18 protein-coding genes are annotated in these 16416 nt (G+C 66.2%); 10 read left to right on the top strand and 8 right to left on the bottom strand.

All coding sequences use genetic code 11. The annotated features are described in order from the left end of the window. From EA346_RS14990 to EA346_RS04565, 7 genes are all read left to right on the top strand, one after another. The coding region (locus tag EA346_RS14990; protein ID WP_366755761.1) for an urease subunit gamma at positions 1 to 55 on the top strand (55 nt) is incomplete at its 5' end. A 76-nt stretch (positions 56 to 131) separates the two neighbouring features. Further along, on the top strand, positions 132 to 464 hold the full coding sequence (locus EA346_RS04590; protein ID WP_296756163.1) for an urease subunit beta: 333 nt from the start codon (positions 132 to 134) through the stop codon (positions 462 to 464). Further along, positions 461 to 2167 carry an urease subunit alpha gene (ureC, locus tag EA346_RS04585; protein ID WP_296756162.1) on the top strand — a complete coding sequence of 569 codons (1707 nt, stop codon included), beginning with the start codon at positions 461 to 463 and terminating at the stop codon, positions 2165 to 2167. The genes EA346_RS04590 and ureC overlap by 4 nt, the downstream gene beginning before the upstream one ends. A 5-nt stretch (positions 2168 to 2172) precedes the next feature. Next, complete coding sequence (gene ureE / locus EA346_RS04580; RefSeq protein ID WP_296756160.1) at positions 2173 to 2649, top strand: urease accessory protein UreE; 477 nt, start codon at positions 2173 to 2175, stop codon at positions 2647 to 2649. Between the two features lie 18 nt (positions 2650 to 2667). Beyond that, positions 2668 to 3351, top strand: coding sequence for an urease accessory UreF family protein (locus EA346_RS04575; protein WP_296756159.1), 684 nt, complete (start codon positions 2668 to 2670; stop codon positions 3349 to 3351). 16 nt (positions 3352 to 3367) lie between these two features. Beyond that, positions 3368 to 3976, top strand: coding sequence for an urease accessory protein UreG (ureG, locus tag EA346_RS04570; RefSeq protein WP_296756157.1), 609 nt, complete (start codon positions 3368 to 3370; stop codon positions 3974 to 3976). Between the two features lie 129 nt (positions 3977 to 4105). After that, positions 4106 to 4489: a DUF2934 domain-containing protein gene (locus EA346_RS04565; RefSeq protein ID WP_296756155.1), complete on the top strand. Its 384-nt coding sequence runs from the start codon at positions 4106 to 4108 to the stop codon at positions 4487 to 4489. Between the two features lie 291 nt (positions 4490 to 4780). Here the strand turns inward: EA346_RS04565 and urtE are convergent, their stop codons facing one another. The 8 genes from urtE to EA346_RS04525 all read right to left on the bottom strand — a co-directional run bounded on the left by urtE (position 4781) and on the right by EA346_RS04525 (position 13806). Next, complete coding sequence (urtE, locus tag EA346_RS04560; RefSeq protein WP_296756154.1) at positions 4781 to 5476, bottom strand: urea ABC transporter ATP-binding subunit UrtE; 696 nt, start codon at positions 5474 to 5476, stop codon at positions 4781 to 4783. Continuing rightward, positions 5473 to 6315 (bottom strand): urea ABC transporter ATP-binding protein UrtD, encoded by an 843-nt coding sequence (gene urtD, locus EA346_RS04555; protein WP_296756152.1) that lies wholly within the window; start codon positions 6313 to 6315, stop codon positions 5473 to 5475. The genes urtE and urtD overlap by 4 nt, the downstream gene beginning before the upstream one ends. Next, positions 6312 to 7406 (bottom strand): urea ABC transporter permease subunit UrtC, encoded by a 1095-nt coding sequence (urtC, locus tag EA346_RS04550; RefSeq protein WP_296756151.1) that lies wholly within the window; start codon positions 7404 to 7406, stop codon positions 6312 to 6314. Before urtC ends, urtD begins: the two co-directional genes overlap by 4 nt. 4 nt (positions 7407 to 7410) lie before the next feature. Further along, positions 7411 to 9201 carry an urea ABC transporter permease subunit UrtB gene (gene urtB, locus EA346_RS04545; RefSeq protein WP_296756149.1) on the bottom strand — a complete coding sequence of 597 codons (1791 nt, stop codon included), beginning with the start codon at positions 9199 to 9201 and terminating at the stop codon, positions 7411 to 7413. A 247-nt stretch (positions 9202 to 9448) separates the two neighbouring features. Further along, positions 9449 to 10744 (bottom strand): urea ABC transporter substrate-binding protein, encoded by a 1296-nt coding sequence (urtA, locus tag EA346_RS04540; protein ID WP_296756148.1) that lies wholly within the window; start codon positions 10742 to 10744, stop codon positions 9449 to 9451. Further along, entirely contained in the window at positions 10741 to 12243 is a 1503-nt protein-coding gene (atzF, locus tag EA346_RS04535; RefSeq protein ID WP_296756146.1) for an allophanate hydrolase, read from the bottom strand. Before atzF ends, urtA begins: the two co-directional genes overlap by 4 nt. Before the next feature lie 309 nt (positions 12244 to 12552). Further along, positions 12553 to 13107, bottom strand: coding sequence for an ADP compounds hydrolase NudE (gene nudE, locus EA346_RS04530; RefSeq protein ID WP_296756145.1), 555 nt, complete (start codon positions 13105 to 13107; stop codon positions 12553 to 12555). A 6-nt stretch (positions 13108 to 13113) separates the two neighbouring features. After that, positions 13114 to 13806 (bottom strand): alpha/beta hydrolase, encoded by a 693-nt coding sequence (locus EA346_RS04525; protein WP_296756143.1) that lies wholly within the window; start codon positions 13804 to 13806, stop codon positions 13114 to 13116. Between the two features lie 35 nt (positions 13807 to 13841). Here EA346_RS04525 and EA346_RS04520 point away from each other — a divergent pair, with 35 nt between their 5' ends. The 3 genes from EA346_RS04520 (at position 13842) to EA346_RS04510 (ending at position 16106) form a co-directional block, all read left to right on the top strand. Then, the gene (locus EA346_RS04520) at positions 13842 to 14561 is read left to right on the top strand and encodes an HAD family hydrolase (RefSeq protein WP_296756142.1); all 720 of its coding nucleotides are present in this window, start codon (positions 13842 to 13844) and stop codon (positions 14559 to 14561) included. A 382-nt stretch (positions 14562 to 14943) separates the two neighbouring features. Then, complete coding sequence (hspQ, locus tag EA346_RS04515) at positions 14944 to 15255, top strand: heat shock protein HspQ (RefSeq protein WP_296756140.1); 312 nt, start codon at positions 14944 to 14946, stop codon at positions 15253 to 15255. A gap of 185 nt (positions 15256 to 15440) precedes the next feature. Next, on the top strand, positions 15441 to 16106 hold the full coding sequence (locus EA346_RS04510; RefSeq protein ID WP_296756164.1) for a sulfite exporter TauE/SafE family protein: 666 nt from the start codon (positions 15441 to 15443) through the stop codon (positions 16104 to 16106). The last annotated feature ends 310 nt before the right edge of the window (positions 16107 to 16416 follow it).

Genomic DNA, 16416 nt, shown 5'->3' with positions numbered 1-16416 from the left:
GGCCACCTTCCCCGACGGGACCAAGCTGGTCACCGTGCATGAACCCATCCGTTGAGCGTCCCGCTGACGGATCACCCGGCTTACACCCCGGGCACGACCGGACTCAATCGACGAAGAGGCAAAGGATCATCATGACACCCGGTGAGTACCTGCTCGAAGAGGGCGAGATCGAATTGAATGCTGGGCGTCCGACGGTGACGCTGGCGGTGACCAACACGGGGGATCGGCCGGTGCAGGTGGGGTCGCACTACCACTTCCACGAGGTCAACGACGCGCTGGACTTCGACCGCGACCGGGTGCGCGGTTTCCGTCTGGATATCCCCGCGGGCACGGCCGTGCGCTTCGAGCCGGGGCAGAGCCGGACGGTCCAGCTCGTGGCCTATGCCGGGGCACGGCAGGTGTACGGTTTCCAGGGCCGGATCATGGGGCCGCTGGACGCAGCTGACGGGGGAGGCCGGTCATGAGTGTCAGGATTTCTCGCAGCGCCTATGCGGACATGTACGGACCCACGACCGGCGACCGCGTTCGCCTGGCCGACACCGAACTGTTCGTGAGAGTCGAGCAGGACTTCACGATCTACGGTGACGAGGTGAAATTCGGGGGTGGCAAGGTCATCCGCGACGGCATGGGCCAGAGCCAGCGCGCCGGTCCCGACGTTGCCGACACCGTAATCACCAACGCGCTGATCATCGATCACTGGGGCATCGTGAAGGCGGACATCGGAATCCGGAACGGCCGCATCCAGGCGATCGGCAAGGCCGGCAACCCGGACACCCAGCCCGGCGTGAACATTGTCGTCGGTCCGGGCACCGAGGCGATTGCCGGCGAGGGCATGATCGTGACCGCCGGCGGCATCGACGCCCACATCCACTTCATCTGCCCGCAGCAGATCGACGAGGCGCTGATGAGCGGCGTCACGACGATGCTCGGCGGCGGTACCGGCCCCGCGACCGGCACCAACGCGACCACCTGCACCCCGGGCACCTGGCATATCCAGCGCATGCTGGAGGCCGCCGAGGCCTATCCAATGAACCTCGGCTTTCTGGGCAAGGGCAATGCCAGTCTGCCCGACGCGCTGCGCGAACAGATCGAGGCCGGCGCACTGGGTCTGAAGCTGCACGAGGACTGGGGCACGACCCCGGCCGCGATCGACAACTGCCTGAGCGTCGCGGACGAATACGACGTGCAGGTCGCGATCCATACCGACACGCTGAACGAGTCCGGCTTCGTCGAGGATACGCTGGCCGCGATGAAGGACCGCACCATCCATACCTACCACACCGAGGGGGCCGGCGGCGGCCATGCCCCGGACATCATCAAGGCCTGCGGGCGGCCCAACGTGCTGCCGTCATCGACCAACCCGACCCGTCCGTACACGGTGAATACCGTGGACGAGCACCTCGACATGCTGATGGTCTGTCACCACCTGGATCCGGCGATACCCGAGGATGTGGCCTTTGCCGAGTCGCGCATCCGGCGCGAGACCATCGCCGCCGAGGACATCCTGCACGACCTCGGCGCGTTCTCGATGATCGCGTCGGATTCCCAGGCGATGGGCCGGGTCGGCGAGGTGGTCCTGCGTACCTGGCAGACCGCGCACAAGATGAAGGTGCAGCGCGGCACGCTGCCGGGCGACGAAGAGGGCGCGGACAATCTCCGCGTTCGCCGCTACATCGCGAAATACACCATCAACCCCGCGCTGGCCCACGGCATCGCCCACGAAGTGGGCAGCATCGAGCCGGGCAAGCTGGCCGACCTGTGCCTGTGGCGCCCGGCCTTCTTCGGCGTGAAGCCGGCCATGATCCTCAAGGGGGGCATGATCGCCGCCGCGCCGATGGGCGATCCGAACGCCTCGATCCCGACGCCGCAGCCGGTGCACTACCGACCGATGTTCGGCAGCCACGGCCTGGCGGTTTCGAGCACGGCGGTCACCTTCCTTTCCAAGGCCGCGATCGAGGCCGGGGTCCCGGAGCGGCTGGGTCTGCGCCGCCGGGCGGTAGCGGTGCGTGGATGCCGCAGTGTGCGCAAGCAGGACATGGTGCTGAACGGCTGGATGCCACACATGGAGGTGGATCCCGAGACCTACCAGGTCCGCGCCGACGGCGAACTGCTCACCTGTGAACCGCTGGCCGAGGTCCCGATGGGCCAGCGCTACTTCCTGTTCTGACCGCGATGCTGACCCTGACCCGGCGCTGCACGACGCCAGCGGACATCACGGCGATGCCCGTACTCCGTCTTCCTTTCGAAACCCGGCAGAAGAGCCGCTTCCGGGCTCTTCTGACCGACGGCACCGAGGTGGGCGTGATGCTGGAACGCGGTCAGGTGCTGCGTGACGGCGAGTGCCTGTGCGCCGCCGCGGGCGACGTCGTGGTGCGCGTTCAGGCGGCACCGGAGCCGGTGAGTGAGGCCCATTCCGCCGACGCCCTGTTGCTGCTTCGCGCGGGCTACCACCTGGGCAACCGCCATGTGCCACTGCAACTGGGGCACGGTTGGCTGCGCTACCTGCACGATCATGTGCTCGACGAGATGCTGCGCGGCCTGGGGCTGACCGTGGGCTTCAAACAGGCACCGTTCGAACCGGAGTCGGGCGCCTACGCCGCTGGCGGCCATGCCCACTCGCATGCCCACGGTCACCAGCATGCGCACTGAATGATGGAACCTCCGGTCATGACTCCGACAAACGCCGGCCTTGCCCGGCGGCGCCTCTGGCAATTGATCAGCCCGACGCTGCCGGTTGGCGCCTACAGCTACTCCACCGGCCTTGAGCAGGCGGTGGATGCGGGCTGGGTCAGCAGCCCGGAAGCGGTGCGGGACTGGCTCGAGGCGCAGCTGCTTCGGGTCCACGCACGCGTCGATCTTCCCGCGCTGCTGCGCCTGCTGGCGGCCTGGCAACACGAAGACGGGCAGGGGCTGGAATACTGGAACGACTGGCTGCGCGCGAGTCGCGAGACCTCCGAGCTGCGTGCCGAGGATCTGGGCCAGGGCCGGGCCCTGGCGCGCCTGCTGGCAGACCTCGGGGTCGCCGCCGCGCAGTCCTGGGCGACCCGGGAGGATGCCTGCTGGGCGACCCTGTTCGCGCTGGCGGGCCGGGAATGGGCGATTCCTTCGGATGAGCTTCTGGAGGGGTATCTGTGGTCCTGGTGCGAGAACCAGGTGGCCGCGGCGGTGAAGCTGGTGCCGCTGGGGCAGACGCAGGGGCAGCGCCTGCTGCGGGATCTGGCCGAGACGATCGCGGTGGCGGCCGATCAGGCCCGGATGGTCGACGACGCCGGCATGGGGGCCGGGTTGCCCGGGATCGTCCTGTCCTCGGTGTTGCATGAAACCCAGTACAGCCGCATGTTCCGCAGTTGATGCAAGAGGTGGCGAGATGAAGGCGCAGGCACTCAGGGTGGGAGTCGGTGGTCCGGTGGGTTCGGGCAAGACCGCGCTGGTCGAGGCCCTGTGCCACCGGCTGCGCGAGCGCTACCAGCTCGCGGTGGTGACCAACGACATCTATACCCGCGAGGATGCGGAGTTCCTGATCCGCCGCGAGGCGCTTGATCCAGGGCGGATCATCGGTGTGGAGACGGGAGGCTGCCCGCACACGGCGATCCGGGAGGACGCCTCGATGAACCTGGCGGCGGTGGACGAACTCGAACAGCGCTTCCCGGGCCTCGATCTCGTATTCGTCGAGAGCGGCGGCGACAATCTCTCGGCCACCTTCAGCCCCGAGTTGTCGGATCTGACCCTGTACGTGATCGACGTCTGCGCCGGAGACAAGATCCCGCGCAAGGGCGGTCCCGGGATCACCCGTTCCGACCTGCTCGTGATCAACAAGATCGACCTCGCGGACGGCGTCGGCGCATCGCTCGAGGTGATGGAGCAGGACAGCCGGAGGATGCGCGGCGACCGTCCGTTCGTCTTCACGAATCTGCGCACCGGCCAGGGTCTGGATGAGGTCGTCGGCTTCATCGAGGCGCAGGGAATGTTCGGGTAATGGCACAGGCGCCTGCACCGGGACACGAATGTGTTGAAGGGTTCGGCGCTGCGGCCTATGATCAGTCGAGGTGGCTGCTCTGGCGCGGTGCCATTGGGGATGACACTGACAATCTCGAAGGGGGTTAACATGGCGAAGGGACCGAAGAAGAGCGTGGGTACTCCGGAGAAGGCCGTACCGGCCGCAACGACCACACCCGCGAAGACTGCCGCACCGGCCAAGGCCAAGGCGGCACGCCCGGCAAAGGCTGCGGCGCCGGCGGCGAAGGCGGCCGCAGCGCCTGTCGAAAAGAAGAAGGCAGCGCCCCGCAAGGCACCCGCAAAGGCGGCTGCAGCATCCGCGGGCAAACCGGCGAAGAAGGCCGAGGTTCCTGCGGTGACCCCGGAGCAACGTTACCGCATGATCCAGGACGCCGCCTACTTCATCGCCGAGCGCAATGGCTTCGTCGGCGACAACCACGCGTACTGGCTGCAGGCCGAACAGGCGATCGACGCCGAACTCAGCCCCCGCTGATAACCCGCGGGGCGCAAGGGGCCCGGTGAACGCAAGCAGGCATACCGGCACGTCGTTGCTGGGTCAGGCCCTGATGGCCCCCCAGCATCACGAGCTTTCGGAGAATGCCTAGACGTTCTGGGACGAGGAGGGCGGGTTCGAGGTCTGGCACCGGGCCATCCGCGGGACCCGGGTCATGGGGGCGATTGCGATTGCGCTGATCGTGTTGCTCGCGGCGGGCTTGGCCCTGACGGGTGCCTGACCCAATGCCGTGACCACAACCCTCGCCGACCGTCAGCCCGAGGACTTTGCTCAGACGCTCAGGTGCCGGCTCACCAGCTCGTCGCTGAGTTCGCTGATCGCGCCCTGTGCGACCACCGATCCCTTCTCCATGATGTAGAAGTCGTTCGCGACCCGGCGGGCGAAGGGCAGCTTCTGCTCCACCAGCAGCACCGACAGCCCCAGTTCCGTGTTCAGTTGCCGGATCACGTCCCCGATCTGCCTGACGATGTTGGGCTGGATGCCCTCGCCCGGTTCATCCAGGATCAGGAGCTTCGGGTCCAGCACCAGGGCCCTTCCGATCGCCAGTTGCTGCTGCTGTCCGCCCGAGAGATCGCCTCCGCGCCGGCCACGCATCTCCTTCAGTACCGGAAACAAGGCGTAGATCGAGTCCGGGATCTGCCGTGCCCGATCTGCGCGGGCGCCGAGCGATACGCGCAGGTTTTCTTCCACCGTCAGTTCCGGGAAGATCTCCCGGCCCTGTGGCACGTAGCCGATCCCTGCGCGGGCCCGCGCCTCCGGGGAAAGCCGGGTGATGTCCCGGTCGCCGAGGAGGATACGCCCGCTGCGGATCGGCAGCAGCCCCATGATGCACTTCAGCAACGTGGTCTTGCCCACGCCATTGCGGCCCATCACGCAGGTGCAGCGCCCGGGTTGAGCCTCCAGTTCGAGATCGCGCAGGATGTGGCTCTGGCGATAGTACTGATTCACACCGCTGACCTGGATCATGCCTCTTCCCCGAGGTACACCTCGATCACCTTCGCGTCGCTCTGGATCTGGTTCATGCTGCCCTCGGCCAGCACGCTGCCCTGGTGCAGTACCGTCACGCGCCGGGCGATGGAACGCACGAAGGCCATGTCGTGCTCGACCACGATCACGGTATGGCCTCCGGCCAGCGAGACCAGCAGTTCGGCGGTGCGCTCGGTCTCATCCCCGGTCATTCCGGCGACCGGTTCGTCCACCAGCAGAACGCGCGGGTTCTGCATCAGCAGCATGCCGATTTCCAGCCACTGCTTCTGGCCGTGTGACAGGGCGCCGGCCATGCGTGCCCGCTGCTGCTCGAGCCCGACCATCTCCAGCACCTCGTCGATGCGTGTGCGCTGTTCCGGGGTCAGCCGGTGGAACAGGGTCTTCCAGGCCCCCTTGTCCGAGGCCATCGAAAGCTCCAGGTTGTCGAAGACGCTGAGCGCCTCGAAGACCGTCGGTTTCTGAAACTTGCGGCCGATGCCACCCCGTGCGATCTGGTACTCGTCCAGGCTGAGCAGGTCGATGTTCTGCCCGAAGAAGACTCCTCCCTCGTCGGGGCGGGTCTTCCCGGTGATCACGTCCATCATGGTCGTCTTGCCGGCGCCGTTGGGGCCGATGATGCAGCGCAGTTCACCCTCGTCGATGCTCAGATTCAGCCGGTTCAGCGCCAGGAAGCCGTCGAACCGCACGCTGACGTCGTCCACGTACAGGATCGTGCCATGCGAGGTGTCGACCGGCAGTGCGAAGTCGGGTTCCGGCTGCAGGAAGCCGAAGACGCGGTCACGGCGCATCGCCTCGCGGGTATTCCTGAGTACGCTCATGCGCCGCCCTCCCGGCGCCGGCGGCGGAAGATGCCGACCAGGCCGCGCGGCAGGAATACCGTGACCAGCACGAACAGGGCGCCGAGAGCGAACAGCCAGACCATGGGGTAGGCGGTGGTGAACCAGGTCTTTGCGCCGTTCACCGCGAAGGCACCGATGATCGCACCGAACAGACTGCCGCGTCCGCCGACCGCGACCCACAGTACCGCCTCGATCGAGCGCAGCGGCGCAAACTCGCCGGGGTTGATGATGCCGACCTGCGGCACGTACAGGGCGCCCGCGATACCGGCGAGCATCGCCGAGAACACGAACAGCCAGAGCTTGTAGTGCTCCACCCGGTAGCCGGAGAAACGGGCGCGGCTCTCGGCATCGCGCACCGCGATCAGGACCCGCCCGAAGCGCGAGGTCACGATGAAGCGGGACGCGACGTAGGCGAGAATGAGCACCAGCGCCGAGACCACGAACAGCGCGACCCGGGTCTCCCGTGCCTGCACCGGGAAGCCGAGGATGTCCTTGAAGTCGGTCAGCCCGTTGTTGCCGCCGAAGCCCATCTCGTTGCGGAAAAAGGCCAGCATCAGCGCGAAGACGAGCGCCTGGGTGATGATCGCGAAATAGACCCCGGTTACCCGCGACCGGAACGCCAGCCAGCCGAAGACCAGCGCAAGAAGCCCCGGGACCAGCACCACCATCAGCATCGCGAACCAGAACATGTCGAAGCCCCACCAGTACCAGGGCAGCGACTCGTAGCTCAGGAAGACCATGAAGTCGGGCAGTTCCGGATTGCCGTAGACTCCACGGTCGCCGATCTGCCGGGTCAGGTACATGCCCATGGCGTAGCCGCCGAGCCCGAAGAAGGCTCCGTGCCCCAGCGACAGGATGCCCGCATAGCCCCAGATCAGGTCGATCGCCAGCGCCAGCAACGCGAAGGTCAGGAACTTGCCGATCAGGGCCACCCAGTAGGTCGACAGGTGCCAGGGTGACTCGGGAGGCAGCACCAGATTGGCGTACGGTACCGCCACCGCCATGGCGAGAAGCAGCACCAGCACGGTCATGCCGCCCCAGTCACTCAGAAACAGGCGTCGGGTCAGCATCGGGTCAGGCCTCCGCCGCCCGGCCCTTCTTGGGGAAGAGTCCGCGCGGGCGCCGCTGAATGAACAGGATGATGAAGATCAGGACCAGGATCTTGGCCAGCACCGCACCCGTATGCGGTTCGAGGAATTTGGTCATCATGCCGAGTCCCATCGCGCCAACCAGCGTTCCCCAGAGGTTCCCGACGCCGCCGAAAACCACGACCATGAAGGAATCGATGATGTAGGCCTGACCCATGTTCGGGCCGACGTTGGTCAGTTGCGACAGGGCGACCCCGGCGACGCCGGCGATCCCGGCGCCCAGGCCGAAGGTCAGGGCGTCGACCCAGCCCGTGCGCACACCAAGTGCGCGCGCCATCGGCCGGTTCTGGGCAACCGCGCGCACCTTCAGCCCGAGGCTCGTCTTCTTCATCACCAGCAGCAGCGCGACGAAGACCATGATCGCGAACACCAGGATGTAGATGCGACTCCAGGTCAGCGACAGGATGGGGTTCACGTACAGGGAACCGCTCAGCCACTCGGGCGAGGCCACCGGCCGGTTCAGCGGCGAGAACATCGTGCGCACCGCCTGTTGCAGGATCAGGCTGATGCCAAAGGTCGCCAGCAGGGTCTCCAGCGGCCTCCCGTAGAGGAACTGGATCACGCCCCGTTCCATCGCGATACCGACGATTCCCGCGACCACGAAGGCCGCCGGAATCGCGAGCAGAATGCTGGTGCTCAGTGCCTCGGGTATCAGCGTCTGGATGAACCACGTGGTATACGCGCCGATCATGATCAGTTCGCCGTGAGCCATGTTGATCACGCCCATCACCCCGAAGGTGATCGCAAGCCCGATGGCCGCCAGCAGCAGCACCGAGCCGGCGCTGAGTCCGAAGAAGAGGTTCTCGGTGAAGCGGAAGAAGCGGATCCGTGACTCGATCGAGTCGAGCGCATCGCGCGCGGCGTCGCGGACTTCCGGATCATCGTCCCGCGTCGCGGTTGCCTCCAGGCGCACGCGCACTTCGCTGAGCAGCGATCCGCGCAGCAGGGCGATGGACTCGATACGCTGCTCCGGGTCGTCCACGTTCAGGCGTGCGAGCGCCCGCACGGTCAGCAGAAGGTCGGTCACGCGCGGGTCGGTTTCGAGTTCCACGCGCTCGTCCAGGTAAGTGAGCATGTCGGGGCTCACGTCATCGCGCATCAGGCGCCGCAACGAGGCCGCGCGGCGCTCCGGATCGGGCGCCGCAATCGTCGCCACCGCGATCAGGTTGCGCAGTGCGTTACGCAAAGGGTTGTGCACAGGGATGCGACGGCCCGACGCGATCAGGTCCGCATCCACGGGTTCTCCGGTCAGGGCGTCGCGCCCGGCACGGCCGGTCTCCGCGCGGATCAGGATGCGCGGCGGATCGTCACCGGTGGCGAGCAGGCGTCCCTCCACCAGAGCGGTGAGAACCACCGGGACGCGGGGATCGCCGGTCGCGGCCAGCTCTTCGGCGACCGCACGCCGATCGTTGAAACTGCCCTCGGGCAGGCGCTGGATCAGCAGGTCGACGTCCGCCGAGGTCTCCTCGAGGCCCTCGTAGACGGCCTCTTCCATAAGCTCATCTTCGGTCGCGGCAGCTTCCAGTTCCGCGGCTTCGGGGTCGTTGCCGAGGAGACTCGGGTCGATCATGTCTCCGGTGTAGGGATCGGCCTGTGCGATCACCGGGACTGCGGGTGTGATCGTTTCCGCGGTGAGATCCGCCGCGGGCATCTCCAACCCGAAGGCCTGTGTCTCCGCGTGCAGGCTGCCGCCCGCAATCAGCAGCCAGACGGCCATGATCCAGCCTGAAACCCGACCCCAAGGAATCCCGGCAGGCGATGCCGAATCGGGCATGCCGTGGATTTCGGAATGCACGCCGCCGTGTCCTCGTCGGGCAGCCTTTCGGCAGGACCGATGGGGAATGAAACGCGAACGACGGGCGGATGGTGGCGCGAGGGAATATGCGGTCACCGGGGGGATTCCTCGGGGTCGGGTTCAAGAATCTGGGAAAGGCGGCGGGGGATACCCCCGCCGCCGGTGCCGATCAGTAGTCCTGACCGGAGCAGGTCTGCGTGACGGTGTTGAAGTTCCCGCAGGAAATCGGCGGGGTCCAGTCGGCGATGATGTCGCGGCTGCCGGGCAGGTGCGGCGACCAGGCATCGCCGGCGATGAGGTCATCGGTCTGCCAGACCACCAGGAACTGTCCGTCCTCCTGGATCTCGCCGATCAGCACCGGCTTCGTGATGTGGTGGTTCACCAGCATCTCGGCCATGCCGCCGGTGAGGTTGGGTACGGTCACGCCCTTCAGCGCGTCGATCACCGTGTCCACGTCGGTGGTGCCGGCGTCTTCCACCGCCTGCACCCACATGTTGAAGCCGATGTAGTGCGCCTCCATCGGGTCGTTGGTCACGCGGTTCGTGTCGCCGATGAAGTCGTGCCACTTCCCGATGAACTCGGCGTTCTCCGGCGTATCCACACTCATGAAGTAGTTCCAGGCCGCGAGATGACCGACCAGCGGGCGGGTATCCATTCCCGAGAGTTCCTCCTCGCCTACGGAGAAGGCGATCACCGGGATGTCCTCCGCGGACATGCCCTGGTTGCCCAGCTCACGATAGAAGGGCACGTTGGCGTCGCCGTTGATGGTCGATACCACGGCGGTCGCTTTGCCCTGCTCGCCGAAGCGCTTGATCTCCGCCACGATGCTCTGCCAGTCGGCATGGCCGAACGGCGTGTAGTTGATCATGATGTCCTCGTCGGCCACGCCGTTCGCCTTCAGGTAGGCCTCGAGGATGCGGTTGGTCGTGCGCGGGTACACGTAGTCGGTGCCGGCCAGCACCCAGCGCTCGATGCCGTACTCGTTCATCAGGTAATCCACCGCGGGGATGGCCTGCTGGTTGGGCGCGGCGCCGGTGTAGAAGATGTTGCGCGAGGACTCTTCACCCTCGTACTGCACCGGGTAGAACAGGATGCCGTTCAGTTCCTCGACCACCGGCAGCACCGATTTCCGTGCCACGGAGGTCCAGACGCCGAAGATCACGTCCACCTGGTCCTGTTCCAGCAACTGCCGGGTGCGTTCGGCGAACAGTGGCCAGTCAGATGCCGGGTCGACGACCACGGCTTCCAGCGGGCGACCCAGCACGCCACCCTTGGCATTCTGCTCCGCGACCAGCATCTCGATCGTGTCCTTCAGCGTGGTCTCCGAGATCGCCATCGTGCCCGAAAGCGAATGCAGGACGCCGACCTTGATCGGCTCCTCGGCCTGCACTGTGGCACCGAACAGGGACAGTGCGAGGACGAGGCCCGGGGTTCGGGCGGACGTAAGCCATTGTTTCTGGGTCATACATGATTCTCCTTGCTATTGGGTAGGTGGGACTGTTGCTGCCAGCCGCTATGTCTTGACAGTGGCCGGTAAGGTCCGGCGACGGCGAGGCGTGGCTTGGTGATGACGGGGGCAGGTGGCGCCCCGGCACTCGGTGCGGGCATGCCGGTGGCGCCGCGCAGGGACGGGAGGTGACGTTGCCAGACGCGGGCCCAGGCGAGCAGGCGCCGATCCTGCCAGGCCGGGGCGATCATGCTGATGCCGAAAGGCAGACCATCGACGCGAAAGCCCGCCGGAACCGCCAGTGCGCAGCAGTCGGCCAGGTTCACGAAGCTGGCGTAGCGGCCAAGCCGGCTGTCCTGTTCCAGGGGTTCGACCGCGATTGCAGTGAGGAGCGGATGGCTCGGGGCCGTGGGTACCAGGAGTGCATCGTGGCTGGCGAACAGCGCCCGGACCTCGCGCAGCAATTCCTGGCGCCGTTGCCGGGCCTCGAAGACATCGCTTGCGGAGAATTCCCGGCCCCGGGCAATGATGGCGCGGACCACCGGGTCCACCGCCTCCGGGCGGGCCTCGATGAAGCCGCCCAGTGCGGCGTGCCGTTCCGCGACCCAGGGTCCGTGGTAGAGCAGTGAGGCCAGTTCGAACAGGGGAGTGAAATCGACCGCATGCAACGCCATCCCCATGTCCTCCATCCGGGCCATGGTGCCAAGCCACGCCAGTTCGGCACGGTTGTCGCCGAACCACTCGGTGGATTGGGGGATCGCGAGGCTCTTTGGAATCGAGGGGGCGGAGTCGGTGGTCGGATCGGAACGCGACCATGGGTCAGCGGGATCGTATCCCTCGATCACATCGAGAGCGATCGCGGCGTCGTCCACCGTCAAGGCGAACACTGCGATGCAGTCCAGCGAGGGGCAGGCGGGCACCACGCCCTGCTTGCTGCAGCGGCCGCGGGTTGTCTTCAGCCCTACGACATTGTTGAAGCCGGCGGGGATCCGGCCGGAGCCCGCGGCATCGGTACCCAGCGCCAGTGGGACGAGTCCCTCGGCGACCGCCACCGCGGAGCCGGCGCTGGAACCGCCGGCGACGTAGGCTCGATCGAAGGGATTGACGACTGCGCCGTACGGGGAACGCGTGCCCGCAAGGCCAGTGGCGAACTGGTCGAGATTGGTCTTGCCGATCAGTACGGCCCCGGCGGCCTCCAGTCTCGCGACCACAGCGGCGCTGTGCGTGGGGTGGTAGGCAAAGCCGGGACAGCCTGCGGTGGTCGGCCACCCCGCCACGTCGAAGTTATCCTTGACGGCAAACGGCACGCCGTACAGAGGCAGCGAGGACGGCAGTTGCTGCAGCCTCCGGATCTGTTCCTCCAGGCGCTCCGCCGGGATGCGGCTGATCCAGGCATTCGAACCCGTATCAAGGGTCTCGCGCAGCGTGCGCAGCGATTCGGCCGCCGCCGCGAAATCGCTGCGGGAGGCAGATATCCATTCGGCGAGGGTTCGCCCGGTTGACGGTAGACTGGACACGGGTGGCTGCTCCAGACAGGGGATCGGCTCGTGTCGTCCAAGCAGGAAATGTGCCGGGACTCGGGCAGGCGGGTCCGGATCGCTGCATGTCCAGGGCGGCGCTAGCCGGTTCTGCGGAAACAGCGGCCCGCCGACAGGTATCCACAGCAGGGGTTTGGTCGTTGTCCACCAGTCCGCCTACCGGCGGAATGACCCAGGCGTCGTTTTGGGGCCCCATCCCGGTGCAGCCCGGGGATGGCTGCACCCTTTTTGCACAGGACAGGGGGTCGCGGGGGCGGGCGGGGGCCTCCCGAATCCCGGTTTTTCCGCTTAGCGGGTGTCCGCGAACAGGCGCTCGCGCACCATGAACAGGCCCGCGATGGAGCGTGCCTCCGAGCAGTCCTCGCGCTCGAGCAGGCGCCCGAGATCCCGAATGGGCCAGGGAAGGACCTCGATTTCCTCCGGCTCGTCACCCGGGACGCGTGCCTCGTACAGGTCCTCGGCGAGGACAAGGTGCGAGGTATGGGACATATAGCCGGGCGCCAGCGACAATGCCCCAAGGTACGTCAAGCGGCGGCTTCCGTAGCCGATCTCCTCCATGATCTCGCGGTCGGCGGCGGTCAGGAGGTCCTCGTCGGCCTCGACCTTTCCCTTCGGCAGACCCAGTTCATAGCGGTCGGTGCCGGCCGCATATTCGCGGATCAGCAGCACGGTCTCCGGATCGAGCATCGGCACGATCACCACGGCGCCACGGCTACCCCCGACGAGCCGCTCGTAGCACGTCCGGACGCCGTTGCTGAATTCCAGGTGCATTTCCTCGACCTCGAACAGCCGGCTCCGCGCCACCGTCCGGCGTTCGTGTACAGCGGGCTTGGAACGGCTCATTCGCGGTCAGGGCCGATCGCCGTTCACCAGGCGCAGGACCGTCGTCAGCCGGCCCTCGAACGTGGCATCGATGATCACGCCGTGCTCCGATTCCGTGACCAGGAATCCGGGTTGCGACTCCGGTTCGCTGCGCGCGAGGGCCAGGCCCAGGTCGCCCCAGTTCACCGCGACCGTCACACGCATGGGGAAGTAGCCGTCGAGGTATCGGCGCATGAACGGCCCGTTCTCGAGTGCATAACTGCCGTCGTCGAGGATTTTCAGCATCTGTGAACGGGCGCGGATGCAAAGCTCCGCATCCGGCTGAATCCGGCGCAGCTGCACGCTGGCGCCCTCGACCCAGGTTTCCCCGATGTTGCTCTGCGATTCGATCTCGATTTCCCGAGTCGTGGCAGCATTGTAGAGGATCTGTGCACGGCCCACGCGGTCGAGGTCGCTGTGGCACTGACGCAGCTTGACCCAGCCGTCGTCGAGGCTGCTTGCGGCCACCGTGATCTGGTTTTCGTGGTGATGCACGCGCCCGTCCGGCGTGTCGCCGAGGAAGTTCAGCGTGCCGCGATTGCTGTCGGCCTCGGGCGTCTCCCACAGGCTGTCATCGTCGAAGGGGTCGTCGCTCGCACCGGCGGCCAGTGGCAGGGCAAGCGCGGCGACCAGGCCGGTGGCGGCGAGACCGCCGAGGCGCGGTTTTGATCTTGCGGGCATGATGACAACCTCTCTGCTTTTTCCGAGTATTACGCATGGACATCGCGAACGCGTCAAAAAATCCGGTGAATGAACCGCAGGCTGCAATTCCGCCCTGGGCCGAGATCGACACGGTCCTGTTCGATATGGACGGAACCCTGCTCGATCTGCACTTCGACAACCGCTTCTGGCGTGAACTGATTCCCGCCGAGTATGCGCTGTTGCATGCCCATGAGCCGGATCTTGCGCGCCAGCGTCTGCTCGCCGAGATGGACCGGATCCGCGGTCAGTTGCAGTGGTATTGCCTGGACTACTGGGTCGGGTTCACCGGCCTCGACCTGCTGGCCCTGAAGCAGCGGCTGGTGGGGCACATCGCCTATCAGCCGCACGCACTGCACGTCCTCGATACGCTGCGGGTCCAGGGAAAGCGTCTGATCCTGGTGACCAATGCGCATCCGCAGGTGCTCGCCTTCAAGCACGCCCACACGGGCGTCGCCGATCACCTGGACCAGGCGGTGTCCGCCCATGCGCTGAACTGCGCCAAGGAGGAGGCGTGTTTCTGGGATCGGCTGCAGACCGTGGAACGCTACGAGCCGGGCCGCACGCTGCTCGTGGACGACAACCTCGCGGCGTTGTCCACGGCGCGCGACGCCGGCGTGCGTCACCTGCGTGGCATGCGCTACCCGGACAGCCAGGGGCCGGCGATGGAATCCGCGCATTTTTCGCTGCTCGAGAGCCTGGCCGAACTGCTGCCCGACCGCTTTCTGCATCCCTGATGCCGCGTACTCGGTCGTCTCTTCCGCCCTGTCTGTGAAAAGATCCGTTCACCACGAAGAACACGAAGACACGAAGGGGCAATGGGGTTTGGGGAGCAAGGCTCGGGCAACCGGTTCGGGAGAGCGGCGGTTTCATGATCGACGGTGCCCCTCGCCGTGACCGCTGGCCAGGGAATACGGCAGACCCATCCCCCTCAGAACCTTCGTGTCTTCATGCCCTTCGTGGTGAATGCGCCCTTCACGGCGGCCGGTCAGTCTTTGCCGCGGGTCGTTGCCAGATGCCGACCGCCTTTTCGAACCTGCAGAACCGATGGGGTTGAACTGGAATCCGGCGCAGTTGCCCAAATGATAGGACGTAACCGAAAACAATCGCGAGGACGCTATGCGTAATGCCTCTTTCTCAATTGGACAGATCATCCATGTCCGCGATGGCGACATGCGTGGCGTCGTTGTCGACGTGGACGAGCACTTCCAGGCCCCGGTGGAACTGCCGGAAAAGGTGCGGGCGTCGCTGCCCGATCCCGAACAGCCGTGGTACTACATCCTGGTCGATGGTTCCGAAGAACGGGTCTATGTCGCCGAGGAGAGCATGCACCCGGATAGCGACGACTCCCCGGTGGATCACCCCGGCATCGAGCAGTTTTTCCGCCATTTCGACGCAGGCCGCTACGAACCCCAGTACCTGCTCAACTGACCGATATCGCCGCGGGGGCCGCGGTTCTTCGCGGTCGCCGCGGCCGGCCATGAGAAAACCGCCCTGATCGTGCACAATCGCTCGATGCCGAGCAACGCCTGTTTCCCCGTTACGCCGCAGGCATCGGCGGTCGTGTCGGATGCACCTCCGGCTTCTTTCTTCACTTGTGGCAGGGGAGGTGAGTGTTGATCGATCAGGGGGTTCTCGTCGCCGCCTTCGCCGTCGGAGTGCTCGGCGGTGTGCATTGCCTGGGCATGTGCGGGGGTATCGTCGGGGCGATTTCGTTGAGTCACGCCGGCTCGGAATCGCCTGCCTGGCCGCGCCTGCTCGCCTACAACCTCGGACGCATGAGCAGTTATGTGGTCGCGGGTGCGCTGGCTGGATTGCTGGGCGCTGCACTGCTCGGCGCTTTGCCGCAGGGGCAGCGGATCCTGGAGTCGCTCGCCGCTGTATTCCTGATTCTGCTCGGGCTTTACCTCGCGGGCTGGTGGCCGGTTCTGGCCCGACTGGAACGGCTTGGCGGCCACGTTTGGAAGTGGATCGAGCCATTGGGACGGCGCTTCATTCCCGTGCGGCATGCGGGGCAGGCCTTCGTGGTCGGCGGGATCTGGGGCTGGCTTCCCTGCGGCCTGGTCTACAGCGTGCTCGTGTGGGCGCTTTCGGCGGGCAGCGCCGCCGACGGCGCGCTGCTGATGGCGGCATTTGCCCTGGGCACCCTGCCCAACCTGATGCTGATGGGCCTGTTCGCGGCCAGGCTCGCCCGTTTCGTGCGCAACGAACTCGTGCGCCAGGGGGCCGGGGCCCTGCTCATCGCCTACGGGCTCTGGCGCATCTTCACGCTCTTCGCTTAGCCGGCCGCAACAGATCCACAACCCGACACCACGTTAACTTTCATGGCCCTGCGCCACCCCTGACGCTAAAAAGCCGCAAACTGTAGGTCGGGTTAGCCCAACGGGCGTAACCCGACGGGCCTCGCACCCACCCATGGGCGCAAAATCGCGTCGTCCCCGGGACGGCGTCGGGTTACGCTGCGCTAACCCGACCTACTGGGCTGTGACTTTCACGCTAACGTTCATGCCGTCGTGGGGTGCGGCACCCCTGACGATGAAAAGCCGCAGACTGTAGGTCGGGTTAGCCCAAAGGGCGTAACCCGACGGGTCT

It is taken from the genome of Thioalkalivibrio sp., assembly GCF_007692535.1.
Classification (GTDB): Bacteria; Pseudomonadota; Gammaproteobacteria; order Ectothiorhodospirales; family Ectothiorhodospiraceae; genus Thioalkalivibrio.
Note: the sequence above shows the minus strand (reverse complement) of the source record. Positions and strands in the feature narration are given on the sequence as shown.

Coding starts and splice junctions, on each gene's coding strand:
- urtC (WP_296756151.1), bottom strand. CDS start 7,406: ATGCTGACCCGACGCCTGTTTCTGAGTGACTGGGGCGGCATGACCGTG.
- ureE (WP_296756160.1), top strand. CDS start 2,173: ATGCTGACCCTGACCCGGCGCTGCACGACGCCAGCGGACATCACGGCG.
- urtA (WP_296756148.1), bottom strand. CDS start 10,744: ATGACCCAGAAACAATGGCTTACGTCCGCCCGAACCCCGGGCCTCGTC.
- urtB (WP_296756149.1), bottom strand. CDS start 9,201: ATGGCCGTCTGGCTGCTGATTGCGGGCGGCAGCCTGCACGCGGAGACA.
- EA346_RS04525 (WP_296756143.1), bottom strand. CDS start 13,806: ATGCCCGCAAGATCAAAACCGCGCCTCGGCGGTCTCGCCGCCACCGGC.
- EA346_RS04520 (WP_296756142.1), top strand. CDS start 13,842: ATGGACATCGCGAACGCGTCAAAAAATCCGGTGAATGAACCGCAGGCT.
- EA346_RS04590 (WP_296756163.1), top strand. CDS start 132: ATGACACCCGGTGAGTACCTGCTCGAAGAGGGCGAGATCGAATTGAAT.
- hspQ (WP_296756140.1), top strand. CDS start 14,944: ATGCGTAATGCCTCTTTCTCAATTGGACAGATCATCCATGTCCGCGAT.
- ureC (WP_296756162.1), top strand. CDS start 461: ATGAGTGTCAGGATTTCTCGCAGCGCCTATGCGGACATGTACGGACCC.
- ureG (WP_296756157.1), top strand. CDS start 3,368: ATGAAGGCGCAGGCACTCAGGGTGGGAGTCGGTGGTCCGGTGGGTTCG.
- urtE (WP_296756154.1), bottom strand. CDS start 5,476: ATGATCCAGGTCAGCGGTGTGAATCAGTACTATCGCCAGAGCCACATC.
- nudE (WP_296756145.1), bottom strand. CDS start 13,107: ATGAGCCGTTCCAAGCCCGCTGTACACGAACGCCGGACGGTGGCGCGG.
- EA346_RS04565 (WP_296756155.1), top strand. CDS start 4,106: ATGGCGAAGGGACCGAAGAAGAGCGTGGGTACTCCGGAGAAGGCCGTA.
- EA346_RS04575 (WP_296756159.1), top strand. CDS start 2,668: ATGACTCCGACAAACGCCGGCCTTGCCCGGCGGCGCCTCTGGCAATTG.
- urtD (WP_296756152.1), bottom strand. CDS start 6,315: ATGAGCGTACTCAGGAATACCCGCGAGGCGATGCGCCGTGACCGCGTC.